The following is a 21307-nucleotide window of genomic DNA, read 5'->3' as shown; positions in this document are numbered from 1 at the left end:
CTCAGGCCAGAACGGCCGCGCGCAGGTCCTCGTCCACCGCGGGGCGGATGCCGAACCAGCGCTCGAACCCCGGGGCGGCCTGGTGCAGCAGCATCCCCAGCCCGTCCACCACCTCGCAGCCGCGCGCCTGCGCCTCGGCCAGGAAGGGCGTCACCAGCGGCGTATAGACCAGGTCGGTGACCAGCGTTCCGGGTGCCAAGGCATCCAGGGGCACCTGCAGGGGCGGCTTGCCGACCATGCCCATCGAGGTCGCGTTCACCACCGTGATCGCGCCCTCCAGCATGGCGCCCGCGCCGGCCCAGTCGTGGACCACGACCCGCGGCCCGAACTCGGCCCGGATCTGCTCGGCCCGCAGCCGGGTGCGGTTGGCGATGCGCAGCTCGGTCACGCCGCTGTCCAGCAGCGCCGCGACCACCGCCCGCGCCGCGCCGCCCGCACCCAGCACGGCCGCCGGCCCCAGGTCGGGCAGCCAGCCCGGCGCGTGCTGACGGATATTGGCCATGAAGCCGTAGCCGTCGGTATTGTCGGCGTGGATCTTGCCGTCCGGGCGAAAGATCAGCGTGTTCGCGGCCCCCATCAGGGCGGCGCGGTCGGTCACCACATCGGCCAGCGCCAGCACGCTTTCCTTGTGCGGGATGGTGACGTTGCAACCGACGAAGCCCATGCGCGGCATGGCGCGCAGCACCTCGGCCAGATGCTCGGGCGCGACGGGCAGGGGGACGTAATGGCCCGCGATGCCGTGCCGCGCCAGCCAGTGCCCGTGCAGCCGGGGCGAGCGGGAATGCGCGATGGGCCAGCCGATCACACCGGCAAGGGGGGCATGGCGGGGGGTGTCGGTCTGGTCGGTCATCGGCGGCTCGCTCAAGGCTTTCGGGTGGCCCACAGTCGTGCAGCGCCCCGCCGTTCGGGTCAAGTCCGGCAGGACCAACCTCGGCCGCTCAGGCCAGCACGTCCATTTCCGACAGCCCGCCTTCGTTCACCAGGTCGGCCAGCGTCAGGCTTTCGATCAGCAGCAGATAGGACCAGAACACCTGTCCGAACATCTTGCGCAGCCGGCAGGATGCCTCGTCGGTGCAATCCTCGCAGCGCTGATAGGACCGGCGCGACAGGCAGGGCAGGGGGGCGATGGGCCCGTCCACCTGGCGCAGCAGTTCGCCGATGGAAATCTCCTTCGGCTCCTTGATCAGGATATAGCCGCCGGCCCTGCCGCGGCGCGAGCCGACGTAGCCCGCGTTGCGCAGTTCCAGCATGATATGTTCCAGGAACCGCTTGGGCGCGCCCGAACGTGTCGCGATCTCTTCGATCGTCAGCGCGCTTCCGCCTGCGGCGACTTCGTCGGCCAGTGCCATCAGCGCCTTGATGGCGTATTTGGTTTTCTGCGAGATCATGGAAAATCAATAATGATCGTGCGGTCCGGTTGCAATGATTTCGCCCCAAAACAAAGCGTCATGGCACAGGGAACACAGCACTATCGTCAAAGCGTTATGTTTCTGACACATTGCCGGCGCATTCCTGCCCCGCAGCAAAGGGAGATCACCATGCGAATTGCAGTCCTGGGCGGCGACGGCTTCGTCGGCTGGCCGACCGCCCTGCACCTGTCCGATCTGGGCCATGACGTTCATATCGTGGACAACCTGTCGCGGCGCTGGATCGACACGGAACTTGGCGTGCAATCGCTGACGCCGATGGATTCGATCCAGGAGCGCTGCCGGATCTGGCATCAGCAGACCGGGCGGCGCATCCATTTCCACCTGCTGAACCTCGCCACCGAATACGAACGACTGAAATCCTGGCTGGCCGAGACGCGGCCCGACGCCGTGATCCATTTCGCCGAACAGCGCGCCGCGCCCTATTCGATGAAGACCGACCGCCACAAGGTCTATACCGTCACGAACAACACCAACGCGACGCACAACCTGCTGGCGGCGCTGGTCGAAACCGGCATCGACGCACATCTGGTGCACCTGGGCACGATGGGGGTCTATGGCTATTCCTCGGTCGGCGCGCCGATCCCGGAAGGCTATCTCGACGTGCAGATCGACACGCCGACCGGCCCGCGCGAACAGCAGATCCTTTATCCGACGCGGCCCGGCTCGGTCTATCACATGACCAAAAGCCTCGATCAGATCCTGTTCCAGTTCTACGCCCAGAACGACGGGCTGCGCATCACCGACCTGCATCAGGGCATCGTCTGGGGCACGCACACCGACCAGACCCGGCGGCACGAACAGCTCATCAACCGCTTTGACTATGACGGCGATTACGGCACGGTGCTGAACCGCTTCCTGATCCAGGCCGCCATCGGCTATCCGCTGACCGTGCACGGCACCGGCGGCCAGACCCGCGCCTTCATCCACATCCAGGATTCGGTGCGCTGCATCGAACTGGCGCTGCAGGACGCGCCGGCGGCGGGCGAGCGCGTCCGCATCTTCAACCAGATGACCGAGACGCACCGCGTCCGCGACCTGGCCGAGATGGTCGCCCGCCTCGCCGAGGCCGAGGTCGCCTATCTGCCGAACCCCCGCAAGGAGGCCGAGGAGAACGACCTGATCGTCAAGAACGACCAGTTCCTGGCGCTGGGCCTGCAACCGATCACCCTGGCCGAGGGCCTGCTCTCCGAGGTGGTCGAGGTGGCCAGGAAATACGCCCACCGCATCGACCGCTCGCGCGTGCCCGCCGTCTCGGCCTGGACCAAGGACATCGCCAAGCGCGTCGAGCACGACCCCGAAGGCAAAAGGCTGCGTTCGGTATCGTGACTTCGGGTCTGCATCCCCAGGGCAAGGCGCGGTCCGACCGCGCCTTCGTCACGCTGGCGACCAATGCCGATTATGCGACCGGGGCGGCGGCGCTGTTCCGCTCGCTCAGGCGCACCGGCACCACGGCCGATCTGGTGCTGCTGTATACCGACCTGCCGCAGGATCTGATCGACGGGCTGTGTACGCTCGGTGTACGCCCGGTGCACGCTGATCTGCTGCCCACATCCAGCGATTTCAATGCGCTCCACGCCCGGGACCGGGTGCACGGCATCGCCCCCTTCACCAAGGGCGAGAAACCGCCGTTCCACACCCCCCTCGACAACTTCGTCAAGCTGCGGCTCTGGCAGCTGGACTATGCCCGCGTCGTCTTCATCGACGCCGACGCCATCGTGCTGCAAAACATCGACCGGCTGTTCGACTATCCGGAATTCTCAGCCGCGCCAAATGTTTACGAGAGTCTTTCGGATTTTCACCGGCTGAACTCCGGCGTATTCACGGCGCGCCCGAACCCGGACACCTTCGCGCGGATGCTGTCCGAACTCGACCAGCCCGGCCGTTTCTGGCGCCGCACCGACCAGACGTTCCTGGAGCATTTCTTCCCGGACTGGCACGGCCTGCCCGTGTTCGACAACATGCTGCAATATGTCTGGCTGAACTTGCCCGACCTCTGGCGCTGGCAGGACATCCGCGTCCTGCACTATCAGTATGAAAAACCTTGGCAAAATCACGCCAAGGCCGAGGCGCTGCGCCCCCTGATCGACCTCTGGCAGGCGCATGCCGGCGACGGTCCGGTGCCCGATCCGCGCGACCTGCCGGGGCCGAAAACCCCATGAAGCTCGCCCTGACCGGAGCGTCTGGCCTCGTCGGCCGCTGGATCGCCCGCGCGGCCGTCGAGGCGGGCCACGACCTTGACCCGCTGCCCGGCTGGCGGCTAGGCCAACCCGTTGACCTTTCAGGAAAAGACGCCCTGATCCATGCTGCGTTCCGGCACGTCCCCGGCCGCTACCGCGGCGGCGAAGGGGACGACCCCGACGGCTTCATCGCCGCCAACCTCTCGGGAACGCTGGATCTTTTCCAGGCCGCCCGCGAACAGGGCGTCTCTCGGGTGATCTTCCTGTCCTCGCGCGCCGTCCACGACGGCCACCCCGCCGGAACCGAACTGCCCGACGACCTGCCCCCCGCGCCGCTGGACCTTTACGGCCAGGTCAAGGCCCGGGCCGAGGCCGCGCTGGCCTCCATGGCCGGCGCCCATTTCCGCACCGCCAGCCTGCGCCCGACCGGCGTTTTCGGTCCCGGTCGGCCGCAGAAATGGGCCAGCCTTATCAGCGACTTCCTGAACGGAAACCCGGCCCCGCCCCGCGTCGCGACCGAGGTGCACGGCGCCGATCTGGGCGATGCCGTCCTGCGGGTGCTGGCCGATCCGGCCATGTCCGGGGCCTACAACGTCAGCGACATCATCCTGGATCACCACGACCTGCTGGCCGGTGTCGCGGCCCTGACCGGGGCGCCCGCGCAGCCGCCCGCCCGCTCGGACGCGAGCCTTCTGCGGGTGCCGCGCTGCGACCGGCTGGCGGCGCTCGGCTGGACCCCCAGGGGATGGGAGCGCCTGCACGCCGACCTGCCCGCCATCATCGAGGAATGCCCATGACCGTCGATTACGACCGGCTTGCCGCCACCATCCGCAGCCTGACCCATGGCGAAACCGACGAGGTGGCGCTGATGGCGACGCTCGCCTGCGAGATTCATCATGCCGACGAACGCTTTGACTGGACAGGATTTTATCGGGTGACCGCGCCCGAGACGCTGAAGATCGGGCCCTATCAGGGCGGCCACGGCTGCCTGGTGATCCCGTTTTCGCGCGGCGTCTGCGGGGCCGCGGCGCGCACGCGCCAGACCCAGCTGGTGCCCGATGTTGACGCCTTTCCCGGCCATATCGCCTGCGCCAGCAGCACGCGGTCGGAACTGGTGATCCCGGTCATCGGCCCGCAGGACCGGCTGATCGGCGTCCTTGACATCGACAGCAACCAGCCCGACGCTTTCACGGCCAAGGATGCCAAGCGGCTGGAGGAGATCCTGGATGAGTGTTTCGGACGAGGTTGAATTCACCGGCCATTGCCTGTGCGGCAAGATCGGCTTTCGCGGCACATACGACGACAGCAACGACCTGAAGGCCTGCCATTGCAGCCAGTGCCGGCGCTGGTCAGGGCATTACTGGGCGGCGATCCTGCCGAAATGGCTGGAAATCCGGGGCGAGCCGAAATGGTATCGCGCCTCGGACTTCGCCAGCCGCGGGTTCTGCCCTGACTGCGGCTCGTCCCTGTTCTGGCAGCGCGACGGGTCCAGCATCATCGACGTGGCGGCGGGGGCCATCGACAACCCGACCGGGTTGCGCCTGCAGGGCCATATCTTCACCGCCGACAAGGGCGATTATTACGACATCGCCGACGGCCTGCCGCAGGACCCGGGCGAGAGTTGACCGCGTCGCCGTTCTGACCGATACGCGCCGCAAACGGAGCATGCGATGGTCTTGGACATTGTGGCGCAATTTCCGGCCCAGCAATTGCTGGCCTTCATGGCGGGGGCGCTGGTCCTGAACCTGACGCCCGGCCAGGACGTGTTCTTTGCCAGCGCCTGCGGCATCCAGAACGGGCCGCGCGCGGGCGCGCTGGCGGGCCTGGGCGTGGGCTTCGGCAGCATGGTCCATGTGGTGCTGGCGGCGGTGGGCCTGGGGGCCCTGGTCGCGGCCCATCCGGGCGCGCTGGTGGCGATCAAGTACATGGGCGCGGCCTATCTGCTGGTGCTCGCCTGGAAAAGCTGGCACGCCGCCGCCGCCCCCGAGGACCGTGCCCAGGCCGCCCGCAACCCCTGGGCCATCATCCGGCGCGGGGCGCTTTCGAACCTTCTGAACCCCAAGCCGGTGCTGTTCCTGCTGGCCTTCCTGCCGCAGTTCACCCGGCCCGAATACGGGCCAGTCGGCCAGCAGATCCTGGCGCTGGGGCTGATGTTCGCCTGCTCGGGCACGCTGGTCACGATGGGCTATGGCATGGTCGCGGGCCTGGCGGGCAAGGCGATGGCGGCGCGGATGCGGGTCGTGAACCGCATCGCCTCGGTGATGTTTGCGGGGCTGGCGCTGCGGCTGGTCTGGAAATGAGCTTTGCCTATCGCCCCACCGACGAACAGCCCCGGGTGATCCACGCCGACCACGAGGTGCTGGTGGTCGACAAGCCCGCCGGGCTGCTGTCGGTGCCGGGCCGGGGCGAAGACCGGGCCGATTGCCTGATCGAGCGGCTGCGCGGCGCGTTCCCGACCGTGCTGCTGGTGCACCGGCTGGACCTCGACACCTCGGGCGTGATGGTCTTTGGCCTGACGCCCCATGCGCAGCGCCACCTGTCGAAGCAGTTCGAGGAGCGGCGCACGAAAAAGACCTATGTGGCGCGGCTGTGGGGGCGCCTGCAGCCGGCGACGGGCCGGGTGGACCTGCCGCTGATCGTCGACTGGCCGAACCGGCCGCGGCAAAAGGTCGATCACGCCGAGGGGCGGCCGGCGCAGACCGACTGGCGCGTGGTCAAGGCCTCGGACACGGAAACGCGGGTGCGGCTGATGCCGCTGACCGGGCGCAGCCACCAGTTGCGGGTGCACATGGCGGAACTGGGCCATCCGATCCTGGGCGATCCGCTGTATGCCAGCGGCGCGGCGGCCGCGTTTCCGCGCCTGATGCTGCACGCCGAAAGCCTGCGCTTCAAGCATCCCGAAACCGGGGTGATGCAGGGCTTTACCGCGCCGGCGCCGTTCTAGACACCGGAACCGGGGGCCGCCTTGGCGGTTGATCGGCCATTGATGCAAGGGGGAAAGTCCATGACCACCATCACCCGCCGCGGCGCCCTGCTGATCGGAGGAGCCCTGCCCATGTCAATGTCCATGTCCCTGGCCCTGCCCGCCACCGCCCAGACCGCGCCCCAGAGCGCGCCCGCGGCCCCGGAAAAACCCGCCTTCGCCGGCCGTGCGCACACCATCCGGCTGGGGGATGTCCAGGTCAGCACCCTTCTGGGCGGCACGGGCAGCAGTCCCGACCCGATCAAGACCTTCGGCCTGAACGCCGACCCTGCCGAGTTCGAGGCGCTGAGCGCGCAGAACTTCATCCCCGCCGACCGCACCGGCGGGTCGTATACGCCGACCCTGCTGCGCGCGGGCGATGCGGTGGTCTTGTTCGACGCCGGGATGCAGGCCGCGAACACGCTCGCCTCGCTGGCCGAGGCCGGGGTCCAGCCCGGCGACGTGACCCATGTCGTCCTGACCCACATGCACGGCGACCATGTCGGCGGGCTGATCGAGGGCGATGCGCCGGTGTTTCCCAATGCCGAACTGGTCGTCCCGCGCGAGGAGAACGACTATTGGGCCGCCAACCCAAGCGACGCCTATACCGCCAAGGTCAAGCCGCTGATCGGCAAGGCCCGCCAGATCGACGATGGCGACGAGGTGCTGCCGGGCGTCCGGGCCGAATCCGCGCATGGCCATACTCCGGGCCACACCACCTATCTGCTGGAAAGCGGCGGCCAGCGTCTGCTGCTGACCGGCGACAGCTTCAACCATTACGTCTATTCGGTGCAGCGCCCCTACTGGCATGTGCGTTTCGACGTGGACAAGGAGATGGGCGCCGCCACCCGCAGACAGGTGCTGGCGCGGCTGGCCGAGGAAAGGATCCCCTTCATCGGCTATCACATGCCGTTCCCCGCCCTGGGCTTCATCGCGCCGAACGGCGAGGGATCGTATCGCTTCGTCCCCGCCAGCTATCAGTTCGCCGAATGACCAACCCGGACAACGCATGGCGCGAGGGCGCCTGCCATTGCGGCGCGGTCCGCTTTCGCGTGCGGCTGGCCGAGGGGCTGAACGCGGCCCGGCGCTGCAACTGCTCGTTCTGCCGGATGCGGGGCGCGGTGGCGCTGACCGCGCTGCTCGATGATCTCGAGATCACGCAGGGCGCGGAGAACCTGACGCTTTACCAGTTCAACACCGGCACCGCGCAGCACCACTTCTGCAAGACCTGCGGCATCTATACCCACCACCGCCGCCGCTCGAACCCGCGGGAATACGGGGTGAACGCCGCCTGCCTGGCCGGCGTCAGCCCGTTCGACTTCGCCGAGGTGCCGGTGACGGACGGCATCCACCATAGCGCCGACGGCGGCAGCGACGGCGTGGTGGGCATCCTGCGCTACGAGCCGGTCAGCCCAGGTTGAAGACGCGGACGGGCTGCACCTCGCCGCCCAGATAGCGGCCGATGCACAGAGGCCGGCCCTGGCGGCTGACCCAGACCTCGGTGCCGTAATCGGCATGGCCCAGCACCTGGCCCGGGTTGCCGTTCAGGATGCGGGTCGCGCCCTGCTCGGTGGCCTGCATCTGCGGCAGGTCGGCCAGCGCCGCTTCCAGCGGCAGCAGCGCGGCCTCGATCTCGGCCTGGTTGGCGCGGTCGATCTGGTCAAGGGCGATGCCCTGGTCGGCCTCGAACGGGCCCGACCAGATGCGGCGCAACTGCGCGACATGGCCCAGGCAGCCAAGTGCGCGGCCAAGGTCGCGGGCGATGCTGCGGACATAGCCGCCCTTGCCGCAGACCATGCGCAGATCGGCCGTGTGGGGCGTCGTGCCAAGCAAGTCCAGCGATTCCACCCACAGCGGACGGGCAGCCAGTTCCACCACCTCGCCCTCGCGCGCCAGGTCATAGGCGCGGGCGCCGTCGACCTTGACGGCGGACACGGCGGGGGGGACCTGCATGATCTCGCCGGTAAAGCGGGGCAGGGCGGCGCGGATCGCGTCGGCGTCGGGGCGGGCGTCCGTGCTGCGCAGCACCGCACCCGAGGCGTCGTCGGTCGTCGTCTCGGCCCCCCAGGTCACCGTGAAGTCATAGGCCTTCAGCGCCTCGGTCAGCAGCGGCACGGTCTTGGTGGCCTCGCCCAAGGCCACGGCCAGCACCCCGGTCGCGTCGGGGTCGAGCGTGCCGGCGTGGCCGGCCTTCCTGGCGTCCAGCGCCCAGCGGACCTTGCCCACCACATCGGTCGAGCCGACGCCGGCAGGCTTGTCCACGATCAGCCAGCCGTGGATCTCGCGTCCTTTTTTGCGTGCCATCTAGTTCCGTTCCACATAGCCGATGATCGGCCCCAGCCGGCGCCCGAAATCGGCGCGGTTCAGCGCGGGCGCATACAGCCGGGAAATCGAGCCGTCGAAATACAGCGCATCTCGCGCGCCCAGCCCGTCCCGGAACAGCCGGCCGAATTCGTGGAACGTCACCGCCCGGTCGGATATCGCGAACCAGGCGGTCTGCCCGTCGGGCGAGACGCCGACCCCGTTGCGGACATAGCGGCTGTCCGAATCCACCAGGAAGCACGGGTGCAGCGCGCCGTCGATGACCAGCATCGGCCCGGACTGGGTGGCGATGCGGCATTGCGGCCGGGCCTTGGCAAAGGCGCGGCTTTCGATCACCTGAAAGGCGCGCGCGCCGCCGGCGCAAAAGACGCCGTTCGGCAGCATCCCGAAATTGCCAGCCCCGCCCGCGGTGACAAGGTCATGGCTCTGCTCGCCCTCGCTGACGTAAAGTCCCACCGGGGAATAATCCGCGTGATACATGCCCGCGTTCATCGCGAAGGCCAGCGTCTCGTCCGGGGCAAGCGTGCGGCGCACGGCGGTGAAATCGCCCAGCACCTGCCCGTCCGGCCCGTTCAGCCACAGCGCCAGACCCGGCTCCTGCGCGGCCTCCAGCGTGCAGACGACATAGCCCTGCCCGTCGAACTGGCGCTTTTCGCAGATCCCGGCCACGGCGGGCAGGGTCATCGCGATCAGCGCGCCGATGGCCAGACCCAGCCGGCGCTTCAGATCAATCCTCATCGGTGCCGTCGTCCGGGGCGTCCAGGTCGCGGCGCACGCGTTCGTCGGCGAACAGCCGGCGGGTGTCGTCCATGCGGTCGAAGGTCTCGTCCAGCACGAAGCGCAGCTGCGGCGCGTATTTCAGCGTCATCGCCTTGGCGACCAGGTGGCGCAATTCGGGCGCGTTGCGGCGCAGCGCGGCCAGCGCATCCTCGGCCCCCTGACCGCCCAGCGGCAGCACATAGGCCGTCGCGACCTTGAGATCGGGCGAGGTCTTCACCTCGCCCACCGTGATCGAGTGGCGGTTCAGGTCGGGGTCGTGCACGTCGCCGCGCAGCAGGACGTCCGAAAGCGTGCGGCGGATCAGTTCCCCCACGCGCAACTGGCGCTGCGAGGGTCCATTGCCGGAATGAAAGCGGTTCTGTGCCATGGCCGCAGATGTAGGGGGTCGCGGCCCGCGCCGCAACGGGATAGAACGGGGCCAAACGGGGGAATGAGCATGGACAAACCGGGAATCGTCATCACGGGGGCCTCGGGGCGCATGGGCCAGATGCTGGTGCGCACGGTGCTGGGCTCGGACCAGGCCCGCCTGGTCGGCGCCATCGAGCGGCCCGGCAACCCCTGGGTCGGCCGCGACCTCGGGCAGGCGATGGGCGGGCCTGCGCTGGGGATCACCGTGACCGACGACGCGGTCGAGGCGATTGCCCGGGCGCAGGCGGTGATCGACTTCACCTCTCCGGCGGCTTCGGTGGCTTTCGCGGAACTGACCGCGCAGGCCCGCGCCGTGCATGTCATCGGCACCACGGGGTTCGAGCCCGCCGACCTGGGCAAGCTCAAGGCCGCCGCCCGCCACGCCCCGATCATCCGCGCCGGCAACATGAGCCTGGGGGTCAACCTGCTGGTCGGTCTGACGCGCCGCGTCGCCGCCGCCCTGGGCGAGGATTGGGACATCGAGGTGGTCGAGGCGCATCACAACCGCAAGGTGGACGCCCCCTCGGGCACCGCGCTGATGCTGGGGGAGGCCGCCGCCGAAGGCCGTGGCCACAGCCTGGACGACCTGCGCACCCCGGCCCGCGAAGGCATCACCGGCGCGCGCCAGCCGGGCAGCATCGGGTTCTCGGCGATCCGGGGCGGCGATATCGTGGGCGAACACGACGTGATCTTTGCGACCGCGGGCGAACGCGTGGTGCTGCGCCACCTGGCGACCGACCGCGCGATCTTTGCCCGCGGCGCGCTCAGGGCCGCGCTTTGGGGGCAGGACAAGGGGCCGGGCGAATATGACATGGCGGATGTGCTTGGACTGTAGGGCCCGCGCGCTTAGATTGACGCCATGAGCCTGCTTGCGACGCTTGATCCTGCCGATGCCGACCTGACCGCCTGCCTGGCCCGCGTCATGTCGGCGGTCCTGAAACCCGGCGACGTGCTGGCGCTGGAAGGGCCGGTCGGCGCCGGCAAGACGCATTTCGCCCGCGCCTTCATCCAGGCACGTCAGGGCGAGATGGCCGAGGATGTGCCAAGCCCGACATTCACCCTGGTCCAGACCTATGCCGACCCGATGGGGACCGAGATCTGGCACGCCGATCTTTACCGCCTGACCCATCCCGACGAACTGGCCGAACTTGGCCTGGACGAGGCCATGCGCGAGGCGATCGTGCTGGTCGAATGGCCCGATCACGGCCGCGCCCTGCCCGAGCCGCTGACCATCGGACTGGAACCCCATGCCGAGTTCCCCGACCTGCGGTGCATCACGCTGGCCGGCTCGGAATCGCGCTGGGGGTTCGTCGCGCGCCTGCCGTGCATCGCCCGGCTGGTCCACCGCGCCGGCTGGGCCCATGCGCGGCTGCTGCCGCTGGCCGGCGACGCCTCGTCCCGGCGCTATTTCCGGCTGCTGGACGCAGACCGCAGCGCCGTGCTGATGGATGCGGCGCCGGGGACGACCGACGCCTATGTCGCGATGACGCAATGGCTGCGCAACCGCGGCTTTCACGCGCCCGAGATCCTGGCCGCCGACCAGCACGAAGGGCTGCTGCTGCTTGAGGATCTGGGCGACGACCTGGTGGCTCGCGTGCTGGCGGCGCAGCCCGAACTGGCGCCCGAGGTCTATGACCGGATGACCGACTTGCTGGTCGCGCTGCACGGCCATGCCCCGCCCGACCACGTTCCGCGCCTGGACGGGCCGGAACTGGCCCGGCAGGTGGGGCTGTTTGCCGAATACTACCCCGCCGCCGCCGGCGCGCCCGGCCTTGGCCAGGACATCGCGCCGCTGGTCGAGGCGCTGCACGCCGACCTGTGCCAGGATGTGCCCCCCGTTCTGGGCCTGCGCGATTTCCATGCCGAGAACCTGGTCTGGCTGGGCGCGGCGCCCCTGGGCGTGCTGGATTTCCAGGACGCTGTGGCGGTGCATCCGGCCTATGACCTGGTCTCGGCGCTTCAGGACGCGCGGCGCGACGTGGACCCGGCGCTGGAACAGGCGCAGATCGCCCGCTATATCGCCGCGTCCGGGCAGGACGAGGGCCGGTTCCGCGCCGCCTATGCGCTGCTCGGGGCGCAGCGCAACCTGCGCATCCTGGGCATCTTTACCCGTCTGGCGCAGCGCGACGGCAAGACCCGCTACCTGGCCTTCATGCCGCGCGTCTGGGACGCGCTGCAGCGCGACCTGGCCCATCCGGCGCTGGCGCCCCTGGCCCGGGCGATGCAGGGCATCCCGGCGCCCTCGGCCCGGGTGCTGGAAAGGATCGCGGGATGAGCCTGCCGCTGATGATCTTTGCCGCCGGCAAGGGCACGCGCATGGCGCCGCTGACCGACGTGACGCCGAAGCCGCTGATCCCCGTCGCCGGCCGCACCCTGCTGGACCGCGCGCTGGACCTTGGCGAGCAGGCGGGCACCGGCCGCGCCGTCGTCAACATCCACCATCTTGGCGGCCAGATCCGCGATCACATCGGTGCGCGGGCGATGATTTCCGACGAAACCGAGCGGCTGCTGGAAACCGGCGGCGGGCTGCGCAAGGCGCTGCCGCTGCTGGGACCGGGTCCTGTGATCACGATGAACCCGGACGTCGTCTGGACCGGGCCGAACCCCGTCGCGGCGCTGCTGGACGCCTGGCGCGACGACATGGACGCGCTGCTGATGCTGGTGCCCATCGCCCGCACCCATGGCCGTCAGGGCGGCGGCGACTTTGGCCTTGGCCCCGGCGACCGGCTGATCCGCGGCGGCGATCTGGTCTATGGCGGCGCGCAGATCGTCCGCCCCGACCGGCTGGCCGAGATCCCCGATGAGGTGTTCTCGCTGAACCGGCTGTGGGATCTGCTGATCGCGGAGGGCCGCGCGCACGGGCTGGTGCACCAGGGCGCCTGGTGCGACGTGGGCCGGCCCGACTGCATCCCGCTGGCCGAGGGGCTCTTGCGTGGCTGACTGGCAGAACGGCGTCTTTGCCCTGCCCTGCGGGGCCGATTTTCCCGGCGCCTTCGCAGACGGGCTGATCGCGCGGATGCGGGGGCGCCCGGCCCAGGACATGGCGCGGGTGACGGTCTATGCGAACTCGGGCCAGTCGCTGATGGCGCTGCGCGACGCGCTGATCTGGCGCGGCCCGATCATCCTGCCCCGGCTGCGGCTGATCGCCGACCTGGGCGGGGGCTCGGCGACTGCGCCGCTGGCCCGGCGGCTGGAACTGGGCCGGCTGATCGACGCCGCGCTGCGTGCCCAGCCGGACCTCGCGCAGGGCCAGTCGGTGCCGGAACTGGCGGCGTCCCTGGCCGGGCTGATGGCCGAGATGCAGCTGGAAGGGCTGGGGGCCGAGGCGCTGGACCGCATCGACGCCAGCGATCACGCCCAGCATTGGGGCCGGGCGCTGGCCTTTCTGCGCATCGCTGCGGGCTATTACCTGTCGGACCCGCCGCAGGACCGCGAAAGCCGCCAGCGCGTGGCGGCCGAGCACCTGGCCGCCGCCTGGGCGCGGGGCGAGGACCTGCCCGACGGTCCGGTGGTGGTCGCGGGCTCGACCGGCTCGCACGGGGCGACGCGGGATTTCATGCGCGCGGTGGCCCGCCTGCCCCTGGGCGCCGTGGTGCTGCCGGGCTTCGACCCGGACCTGCCGGCGTCGGTCTGGGAGGGGCTCGACGCCCGGTCCGAGGATCACCCGCAGGCCCGCTATGCCCCCTTCGTGGCCGAGTTCGGCCCGCCGCCGGACTGGGTGGCCGGGGCCGCGCCCGATCCGGCGCGCAACCGCCTGATCTCGCTGGCGCTGCGGCCCGCGCCCGTGACCGACCAGTGGATCGAGGAAGGCCCGCGCCTGGGCCTCCTGCCGCCCGCCACCCGACACCTGACCCTGATCGAGGCCGAGCAGCCGGGCCTTGAGGCCGCCGCCGTCGCCCTGGTCATCCGCCAGGCGGTCGAGGCCGGGCAGCCCGTCACCCTGATCGCCGCCGACCGGATGCTGACGCGGCGCGTGCAATCGGCGCTGGACCGCTGGGGCATCATCCCCGACGATTCCGCGGGCCAGCCCCTGCCGCTGACCGCGCCGGGCCTGTTCCTGCGCCATGTCGCGGATCTTTACGGGGCCGAGCTGATGGTCGACGCGCTTCTGGTGCTGCTGAAGCATCCGGTGACGGCGACCGGGCTGGGCCCGGACTTCCGGCGCGAACACAACCGCCACACCCGCGACCTGGAACTGCATCTGCGCAAGCATGGTCCCGCCTTTCCGGACGGCGCCGCGCTGCGCGCCTGGGCCGACAAGGGCGACGACAAAAGCAAGCCCTGGGCGTTGTGGCTGGCCGGGCTGCTGGACCGGATCGTGCCGCTGGCCGGCGACCGCGCGCCGCGTCCGCTGGCCAACCGCCTGCGCGACCTGCGCGCCCTGGCCGAGGATCTGGCGGCCGGGCCGGGCGGCAGCGCCGAGGCCTCGGAACTCTGGGCCAAGGCCTCGGGCGGGCTGGCGCGCGCGGTGCTGGACCAACTGATGGCCCACGCCCATCTGGGCCACGACCTGCGCCCCTCGGAATTTCGCGACCTGCTGCACGAACAGTTGCAGGGCCAGGCGGTGCGTCAGGATGTGGCCGCCCATCCCCTGGTCCGCTTTCGCGGCCCGCGCGAGGCCCGGACCGAGGCGGTGGGCGAGGTCGCGGGCCTGGTCATCCTGTCGGGCCTGAACGAAGGCGGCTGGCCGCAGGCCCTGCCGCCCGATCCCTGGCTGTCGCGCCCGATGCGGCTGGCCGCCGGCCTGACCCTGCCCGAACGCCGGGTGGGCCTGGCCGCGCATGACTTCCAGCAGGCCGTGGGGGCGGCGCAGGTCATCCTGACCCGCGCCCGCCGCGATGCCGAGGCCGAGACGATCCCCTCGCGCTGGCTGAACCGGCTGGTGAACCTGCTGGGCGGCTTGCCCGGGCAGGACGGGCCGCGGGCGCTGGCCGACATGCGGTCGCGCGGGCAGGCCTGGCTGGACCTGGCCGAGGCGCAGGCCCGGCCCCGTGACCGCGTGGCCCCGGCCGCGCGGCCCGCGCCCATCCCGCCCGCGCCCGCGCTGTCCGAGATGTCCGTGACCGAGGTCCGCACCCTGATCCGCGATCCCTATGCGGTCTATGCGCGCCGCGTCCTGGGCCTCAGGGCGCTGGACCCGCTGCGCCCCGAACCCAGCGCGGCCGAGCGCGGCAATGTGCTTCACGACATCATGGACCGGTTCCTGCGCGGCCTGCCCGACCTGCCCGAGACGCCCGAGGTGATGACGGCGCGGCTGCTGTCGATCACCGATGCGGTGCTGGAGCGCGATGTGCCCTGGCCCTCGGCCCGGCTGTTCTGGCGCGCCCGCATTGCCGGCGTCGCCGACCGGCTGATGGCGGACGAGGCGCTGCGCCTGACCCAGGGCCGCCCCGTGGTGATCGAGGACCCCGGCGCGCTGGCGGTGCCCGGCGCCGCATTCCGCCTGACCGCGCGTCCCGACCGGCTGGACCTGCTGACGGACGGGCGGGTGCATGTCTATGACTACAAGTCCGGCAAGCCGCCCAGCGACAAGCAGATCGCGCATTTCGACAAGCAGCTGCCGCTTGAGGCCGCGATGGTCGAGATGGGCGGTTTTGGCAAGCTTGGCCCCGTCCCGGTCGCGGGGATCAGCTATATCCAGCTGGGGGGCGAGGGCAAAACCGAACCGCGCGAATTCGGGCCCGGGTTCGCGCTGGAAACCTGGCAGGGCTTCGTCGCGCTGATCGGGCTTTACCTGCGCGGCGAGCGCGGCTTTGTCGCCCGCCTGGCGATGGAGCGCACCGACCACGCCAGCGATTACGACCACCTGTCGCGCCACGGCGAATGGGACGCGACCCAGGCGGCGGTCTCTGAAAGGTTCGGCCATGATGGATGAGGCGACGCTGGCCCAGGTGCGGGCGGCCGATCCGCTGCGCTCGACCTGGCTGACGGCCAATGCGGGCTCGGGCAAGACGCGGGTGCTGACCGACCGGGTGGCGCGTCTGCTGCTGGCCGGGACCGCGCCCGAACGCATCCTGTGCCTGACCTATACCAAGGCGGCGGCGACCGAGATGCAGAACCGCCTGCTGGCGCGGCTGGGGCAATGGGCCATGCTGCCCGAACCCGGCCTGCGCGCCGAACTCGCCCGGCTGGGCGAGGGGACCGCGCCCGACCTGCGGGCCGCGCGCCGCCTGTTCGCCCGCGCCATCGAGACGCCGGGCGGGCTGAAGGTCCAGACCATCCACAGCTTCTGCGCGGGCGTCCTGCGCCGCTTTCCGATCGAGGCGGGCGTGCCGCACGGCTTTACCGAGCTTGACGACCGCAGCGCCGCCCTGCTGCGCGCCGAGATCATCGAGGAAATGGCCCGCGACGGCCATCCCGCGCTTCAGGACCTGCTGGCGCTGCATTCGGGCGAAAACCTCGACGCCTTCCTGGCCGGGCTGCGGGGGTTCGATGCCCCCGCCGACCGGGACGCGCTGTGGCGGTCCTGCGGGTTGCAGCCCGGCGCCGACATGGCGGGCCTGCTGGCGGAATGCTTCGGGGATGGCGCGCTGGTCGTCGCCGCGCTGATCCCGCATCTGCAGAAAAGCGGCGCCAACGACCAGAAGGCGGCGGCCCGGCTGGCGCAGGGCGGCTGGACCCGCCCTGGCGCCGCGGAACTTTCGATCCTGGAATCGGTCCTGCTTTACGGCGCCACCGCCAAGGAGCCCTTCGCCCCGAAATACGATGGCTTTCCGACCAAGGGGCTGCGCACCGGCCCCTGCGCGCATCTGATGGACGACCTTGCCATCCTGATGGAGCGCGTGGCCCTGGCCCGGCCGCGCCGCATTGCCCTGGCCCATGCCCAGAAATGCCTGGCGCTGCACGGCTTCGGCCATGCCTTCATGGCGCAATACCGGGCGCAAAAGGCGGTGCAGGGCTGGCTGGATTTCGACGACCTGATCGAACGGACGGCGCGGCTTTTGTCGGACGACAGCATGGCGCAATGGGTGCTGTTCCGCCTGGACGGCGGCATCGACCACATCCTGGTCGACGAGGCGCAGGACACCAGCCCCGCGCAATGGCAGGTGATCGAGCGGCTGACGGACGAATTCACCTCGGGGCAGGGCGCGCGGGATGTGGCGCGCAGCCTGTTCGTGGTGGGCGATCCCAAGCAGTCGATCTATTCCTTCCAGGGGGCCGACATCGCCGTGTTCGAGGCCCGCCGCGCCGGTTTCGCCGCCGCCTTTGACGCGGTGCAGAACCCGATGCAGGTGCTGGAACTGCGCCATTCGTTCCGGTCCTCGACCGCGATCCTGTCGCTGGTGGACCAGGTCTTTGCCGGCGATGCCGCGCAGGGCCTGGGCGATCCGCCGCGCCACCTGGCCTTTCGCGGCGACATGCCGGGCCGGGTCGACCTGTGGCCGGCGGTCCCCCGGCCTGACCGGCCCGAGCCCGGCGACTGGACCAGCCCCGTGGACCAGCCGGCCGAGAATTCGGAAACCACGCAGCTGGCCCGCGCCGTCGCCGAGGCGATCCGCGCCATGCTGGGCCAGCCGATCTTTGACGCCAAGTCGGGCGCGGTGCGCCGGGTCCGGGCCGGCGACGTGCTGATCCTGGTGCAGCGCCGCTCGGACCTGTTTGCCGAAATCATCGCGGCGCTGAAGTCGGCGAACCTGCCCGTGGCCGGCGCCGACCGGCTGAAGCTGGCCGGAGAGATGGCCGTCAAGGACATCAGCGCCGTGCTGTCGGTCCTGGCCACGCCCGAGGACGACCTGTCGCTGGCCGCCGCCCTGCGCTCGCCCCTGTTCGGGCTGACCGAGGAGGCGCTGTACCGCTTGGCGGCGGGGCGCAAACGCGGCGAATACCTGTGGCGGCGGCTGCGGGAATCCGCGCATCGCCACGCGGTCGAGGTGCTGTCGGACCTGATGGGCCAGACCGGCTTCATGCGGCCCTATGACCTGATCCAGCGCCTGCTGATCCGCCACGGCGGGCGCGAGGCGCTGCTGGCGCGCCTGGGTCCCGAGGCGCAGGACGGCATCGACGAGCTGCTGTCCCAGGCGCTGCGCTACGAATCCAGCGAGACGCCCTCGCTGACCGGCTTCCTGGTCTGGCTTTCGGGCGACGATGTCGAGGTGCGCCGCCAGCCCGGCAGCGCCGGCGAGGGCGAGGGGCTGATCCGGGTGATGACGGTGCATGGCTCGAAGGGCCTGGAAAGCCCCATCGTCATCATGCCCGACACCGCCAGCCGCCGCCCCCCGCGCGAGGCGCCTGTGCTGTCCGCGCCGGACGGGCTGGCGCTGTGGCGCGGCCGCAAGGGCGAACGGCCCGAAGCGGTCGAGGCCTGGGCGGCCGAGCAGACCCGCCGCCAACTCGAGGAACGCAAGCGCCTGCTGTATGTCGGGCTGACCCGCGCGGAAAGCTGGCTGATCGTCGCCGCGGCAGGCGAGGCGGACGCGGAAAGCTGGCACGGCATGGTCGCCGCGGGCTTCGGCCGCTGCGGGCTCGAGGAGACGCGGATGCCGGCCCCCTGGGGCGGCGAGATCCGTCGCCTGAGCTTTGGCGACTGGCCGGCCGAGGCGCCCGATACCTGGCGGGCCGAAAGGCCGCCGGTGGCGATGCCCCTGTGGCTGGCCGCGCCGCCGCCGCCCATGCCGGCCAAGCGCCGCCCCATCGCGGCAACCGCGCTTGGCGGCGCCAAGGTGCTGGCCGGGGGCCCCGGCGATGCCGAGGCCGCGATGCTGCAGGGCACGCGGCTGCACCTGCTGCTGGAGCACCTGCCGGGCCGCGACCCCGCCGACTGGGCCGCCATCGCCCGCGACGTGCTGGCCGACGCCGAGGGGGGCTTGCCGGGCCCCCCCGAACTGGCCGCCCTGCTGGACGAGGCCCGCGCCGTGATCGCGGCGCCCGACCTGGCCCAGGTCTTTGCCCTGCCCGAGGGGGCCGAGGTGTTTCAGGAACTGGCGCTGGCCGCCCCGCTGCCCGGCATCGGGATGCTGCACGGCAAGATCGACCGGCTTGTGATCACAGAGAACCGGGTCCTGGCGGTGGATTACAAGTCGAACCGCGACGTGCCCGCCACGCCCGAGGCGGTGCCTTTGGGCATCCTGCGGCAGATGGCGGCCTATCGCGCGGCGCTGGCGCAGCTCTGGCCCGGGCTGCGGGTCGAGACCGCCGTGCTGTGGACGGCGACACGCAGCCTGATGGCGCTGCCCGATGCCGTGCTGGACCGTGCGATGGCGGGGGCGGTGGCGGCGGGCCTTGACCCGGTCCCCTTGGGTGCCTAGCTCTTCCTGACAGTCCTGCCGGCATCGCCGGCGCATCGCAGGAGATCCCGATGGCCAATACCCAAGCCGTTTCCGACGCCGATTTCGACACCGAAGTGCGTCAGTCCGCGACCCCGGTCGTGGTCGATTTCTGGGCCGAGTGGTGTGGCCCCTGCCGCCAGATCGGCCCGGCGCTTGAGGAACTGGCCGCCGAATACGAAGGCAAGGTCAAGATCGTCAAGGTGAACGTGGACGAGAACCCCGAAAGCCCGGCGGCGCTTGGCGTGCGCGGCATTCCTGCGCTGTTCCTGTTCAAGGACGGCGAGGTGGTCTCGAACAAGATCGGCGCCGCGCCCAAGGCCGCGCTGAAGGCCTGGATCGACAATTCCATCTGAACGGATGGCGTCTGAAGGGACGGCGCGGGCGGCGGTCAGATCGGCCAGCCGCCCCGGCGCATCGCGGCCAGGATCCGGGCGCCCGCATCGGGCAGGGTCGCATTGATCGCCCCCTGCTGCAGGAACCAGAACAGGTAGCGGTCGAAATCAGGGCGATGGGTTTCGGCCGCGTTCAGTGCCTCGCGCGCGCCCAGCTCGGCCACGTTCAGGCCGATGTGGTGAAAGTCGATCTGCGCGAACAGCACCGCAGGCTTGCCCAGCAGATAGCCGTCGAATGCCACCGCGCTGTTTTCCGTCGCGACAAAGGCGCAGTCGCGCAGGATCGCCGCCGTGGGCCCGCCGATCCGCAGGTTCGAGTGGCGGTCCGCGAGCCCGGCCAGGGCCGCGTGATCGGCCGGATCATAGGCTTCGTTCGGGTGCAGGGTGGCGACGCAGGGATGGCCGGTGGCGGCGACGGTTTCCACCATGTCGACGGGGCTTATGGTCTGAAAGCTGCGATGGCGCCGGATCCGGCCCTGAAGCGGGATCAGCACCGGACCATCCCGCCGCGGGGGCGGTCCGGGCAGGACGCGGTTGCGCAGCCGGTCCGCGAAGGCGCGGGCGGGATCGGGGGCGATGTCCTTGGGGTCGAAATCCGCGCACGCCACGGCGAAACGCCAGCGCTGCTGGACCGGCTCGATCTGCCAGAAGGGGTAGTGATAAGCCCGGCGGAAGGTCAGGGCGCGGTCATGGGTCGGTGCCTCGGCGTGAAACAGCGCGTAGCCGTCGCGGTCCGGGGCGCGCCGCCGGGCCTCGGGTCCGGTTTCGTGCCATTCGAGGGTCCAGCCCGCATCCTCGACCGCCGTTTTCAGCACGTTCAGAAAGTTGAACGTGCCGGCGCGGGCGGTCCGCAGCATCGGGGGTTCCAGATAGACGCGCAGGATCATGCGCACAGGCTAGCCCGGCAGGGCGGGTTGCGAAAGATCCCCCCCGGTCCTATCTGAGCCCGAGACGAAAGCGGAGAATCCCATGTCCGATGAAAGATTTCCCGGCTGGCACGGCACCACCATCCTGGCGGTGCGGCGGGCCGGCCGCGTCGTCGTCGCCGGCGACGGTCAGGTCAGCGTCGGCCAGACGGTGATGAAGGGCACCGCGCGCAAGGTGCGGCGGCTGAAGCCCGGCGGGCACGATGTGGTGGTGGGCTTTGCCGGCTCGACCGCCGACGCCTTCACCCTGCTGGAGCGGCTGGAGAAGAAGCTGGAATCGGCCCCCGGACAGCTGGCGCGGGCCTGCGTGGACCTGGCCAAGGACTGGCGCATGGACAAGTACCTGCGCAACCTGGAGGCCATGCTGATCGTCACCGACGGCAAGGACATCTTCGTCGTCACCGGCGCCGGCGACGTGCTGGAGCCCGAGCATGACGTCGCCGCCATCGGCTCGGGCGGGAACTATGCGCTTGCCGCGGCCCGCGGGCTGATGGAAAGCGATCTGGACGCCGAGGGCGTGGCCCGCAAGGCCATGGCGATCGCGGCCGACATCTGCGTCTATACCAACGGCAACCTGACGGTCGAGGTCCTGGGCTGAGGGGGCTTCGCCCCCGTCCTGCGGACTCCCCCAGGGTATTTGGGAA

Annotated in this window: 22 protein-coding genes; 16 read left to right on the top strand and 6 right to left on the bottom strand. The window is 70.4% G+C overall.

The annotated features are described in order from the left end of the window. Position 1 precedes the first annotated feature (1 nt). Both BU28_RS0111330 and BU28_RS0111325 read right to left on the bottom strand, forming a co-directional pair. On the bottom strand, positions 2-850 hold the full coding sequence (locus BU28_RS0111330; RefSeq protein ID WP_028719588.1) for a shikimate dehydrogenase: 849 nt from the start codon (positions 848-850) through the stop codon (positions 2-4). Positions 851-938: 88 nt separating this feature from the next. Continuing rightward, on the bottom strand, positions 939-1388 hold the full coding sequence (locus tag BU28_RS0111325; protein ID WP_028719587.1) for an RrF2 family transcriptional regulator: 450 nt from the start codon (positions 1386-1388) through the stop codon (positions 939-941). Between the two features lie 150 nt (positions 1389-1538). On the opposite strand from BU28_RS0111325, the gene BU28_RS0111320 reads away from it, so the two are divergent. From BU28_RS0111320 to BU28_RS0111280, 9 genes are read left to right on the top strand one after another with little or no spacing between them, the layout of a single operon-like run. Beyond that, positions 1539-2756 carry an NAD-dependent epimerase/dehydratase family protein gene (locus tag BU28_RS0111320; protein ID WP_028719586.1) on the top strand — a complete coding sequence of 406 codons (1218 nt, stop codon included), beginning with the start codon at positions 1539-1541 and terminating at the stop codon, positions 2754-2756. After that, entirely contained in the window at positions 2753-3589 is an 837-nt protein-coding gene (locus tag BU28_RS0111315) for a glycosyltransferase (protein ID WP_028719585.1), read from the top strand. The genes BU28_RS0111320 and BU28_RS0111315 overlap by 4 nt, the downstream gene beginning before the upstream one ends. Then, entirely contained in the window at positions 3586-4404 is an 819-nt protein-coding gene (locus BU28_RS0111310; protein ID WP_028719584.1) for an NAD-dependent epimerase/dehydratase family protein, read from the top strand. Before BU28_RS0111315 ends, BU28_RS0111310 begins: the two co-directional genes overlap by 4 nt. Further along, entirely contained in the window at positions 4401-4856 is a 456-nt protein-coding gene (locus tag BU28_RS0111305; RefSeq protein ID WP_028719583.1) for a GAF domain-containing protein, read from the top strand. The genes BU28_RS0111310 and BU28_RS0111305 overlap by 4 nt, the downstream gene beginning before the upstream one ends. Further along, a complete protein-coding gene (locus tag BU28_RS0111300; protein WP_028719582.1) occupies positions 4834-5232 on the top strand; it encodes a GFA family protein in 399 nt (132 codons plus the stop codon). Before BU28_RS0111305 ends, BU28_RS0111300 begins: the two co-directional genes overlap by 23 nt. Positions 5233-5277: 45 nt before the next feature. Continuing rightward, positions 5278-5907: a LysE family translocator gene (locus BU28_RS0111295; RefSeq protein WP_036762707.1), complete on the top strand. Its 630-nt coding sequence runs from the start codon at positions 5278-5280 to the stop codon at positions 5905-5907. Further along, positions 5904-6551 carry a pseudouridine synthase gene (locus BU28_RS0111290; protein WP_028719580.1) on the top strand — a complete coding sequence of 216 codons (648 nt, stop codon included), beginning with the start codon at positions 5904-5906 and terminating at the stop codon, positions 6549-6551. Before BU28_RS0111295 ends, BU28_RS0111290 begins: the two co-directional genes overlap by 4 nt. 60 nt (positions 6552-6611) lie before the next feature. After that, complete coding sequence (locus tag BU28_RS0111285; protein ID WP_028719579.1) at positions 6612-7562, top strand: MBL fold metallo-hydrolase; 951 nt, start codon at positions 6612-6614, stop codon at positions 7560-7562. Then, a complete protein-coding gene (locus BU28_RS0111280) occupies positions 7559-7990 on the top strand; it encodes a GFA family protein (protein ID WP_028719578.1) in 432 nt (143 codons plus the stop codon). The genes BU28_RS0111285 and BU28_RS0111280 overlap by 4 nt, the downstream gene beginning before the upstream one ends. Here the strand turns inward: BU28_RS0111280 and truB are convergent. From truB to rbfA, 3 genes are read right to left on the bottom strand one after another with little or no spacing between them, the layout of a single operon-like run. Continuing rightward, positions 7977-8873 carry a tRNA pseudouridine(55) synthase TruB gene (truB, locus tag BU28_RS0111275; RefSeq protein ID WP_028719577.1) on the bottom strand — a complete coding sequence of 299 codons (897 nt, stop codon included), beginning with the start codon at positions 8871-8873 and terminating at the stop codon, positions 7977-7979. The genes BU28_RS0111280 and truB overlap by 14 nt on opposite strands. Then, positions 8874-9629, bottom strand: a complete 756-nt coding sequence (locus BU28_RS0111270) for a phosphodiester glycosidase family protein (RefSeq protein ID WP_028719576.1) — start codon at positions 9627-9629, stop codon at positions 8874-8876. Then, positions 9619-10038 carry a 30S ribosome-binding factor RbfA gene (gene rbfA, locus BU28_RS0111265; RefSeq protein WP_028719575.1) on the bottom strand — a complete coding sequence of 140 codons (420 nt, stop codon included), beginning with the start codon at positions 10036-10038 and terminating at the stop codon, positions 9619-9621. The genes BU28_RS0111270 and rbfA overlap by 11 nt, the downstream gene beginning before the upstream one ends. Positions 10039-10107: 69 nt before the next feature. On the opposite strand from rbfA, the gene dapB reads away from it, so the two are divergent. The 6 genes from dapB to trxA are packed head-to-tail and all read left to right on the top strand — an operon-like array spanning position 10108 to position 19698. Then, complete coding sequence (gene dapB, locus BU28_RS0111260) at positions 10108-10914, top strand: 4-hydroxy-tetrahydrodipicolinate reductase (RefSeq protein WP_028719574.1); 807 nt, start codon at positions 10108-10110, stop codon at positions 10912-10914. 24 nt (positions 10915-10938) lie between these two features. Beyond that, positions 10939-12354: a tRNA (adenosine(37)-N6)-threonylcarbamoyltransferase complex ATPase subunit type 1 TsaE gene (tsaE, locus tag BU28_RS0111255; RefSeq protein ID WP_028719573.1), complete on the top strand. Its 1416-nt coding sequence runs from the start codon at positions 10939-10941 to the stop codon at positions 12352-12354. Continuing rightward, complete coding sequence (locus BU28_RS0111250; protein WP_028719572.1) at positions 12351-13019, top strand: nucleotidyltransferase family protein; 669 nt, start codon at positions 12351-12353, stop codon at positions 13017-13019. Before tsaE ends, BU28_RS0111250 begins: the two co-directional genes overlap by 4 nt. Beyond that, positions 13012-15954: a double-strand break repair protein AddB gene (gene addB / locus BU28_RS0111245; protein ID WP_028719571.1), complete on the top strand. Its 2943-nt coding sequence runs from the start codon at positions 13012-13014 to the stop codon at positions 15952-15954. Before BU28_RS0111250 ends, addB begins: the two co-directional genes overlap by 8 nt. Beyond that, positions 15944-19324, top strand: coding sequence for a double-strand break repair helicase AddA (gene addA, locus BU28_RS0111240; protein WP_028719570.1), 3381 nt, complete (start codon positions 15944-15946; stop codon positions 19322-19324). The genes addB and addA overlap by 11 nt, the downstream gene beginning before the upstream one ends. Positions 19325-19374: 50 nt before the next feature. Continuing rightward, positions 19375-19698, top strand: coding sequence for a thioredoxin (gene trxA / locus BU28_RS0111235; protein ID WP_028719569.1), 324 nt, complete (start codon positions 19375-19377; stop codon positions 19696-19698). Positions 19699-19733: 35 nt separating this feature from the next. On the opposite strand, the gene BU28_RS0111230 is transcribed toward trxA, so the two are convergent. Beyond that, positions 19734-20624 carry a hypothetical protein gene (locus tag BU28_RS0111230; RefSeq protein ID WP_028719568.1) on the bottom strand — a complete coding sequence of 297 codons (891 nt, stop codon included), beginning with the start codon at positions 20622-20624 and terminating at the stop codon, positions 19734-19736. An 82-nt stretch (positions 20625-20706) separates the two neighbouring features. Here BU28_RS0111230 and hslV point away from each other — a divergent pair, with 82 nt between their 5' ends. Beyond that, complete coding sequence (gene hslV, locus BU28_RS0111225; RefSeq protein WP_028719567.1) at positions 20707-21261, top strand: ATP-dependent protease subunit HslV; 555 nt, start codon at positions 20707-20709, stop codon at positions 21259-21261. The last annotated feature ends 46 nt before the right edge of the window (positions 21262-21307 follow it).

The sequence above is a fragment of the Paracoccus yeei ATCC BAA-599 genome (assembly GCF_000622145.1).
In the GTDB taxonomy this organism is placed as follows: Bacteria; Pseudomonadota; Alphaproteobacteria; order Rhodobacterales; family Rhodobacteraceae; genus Paracoccus; species Paracoccus yeei.
Note: the sequence above shows the minus strand (reverse complement) of the source record. Positions and strands in the feature narration are given on the sequence as shown.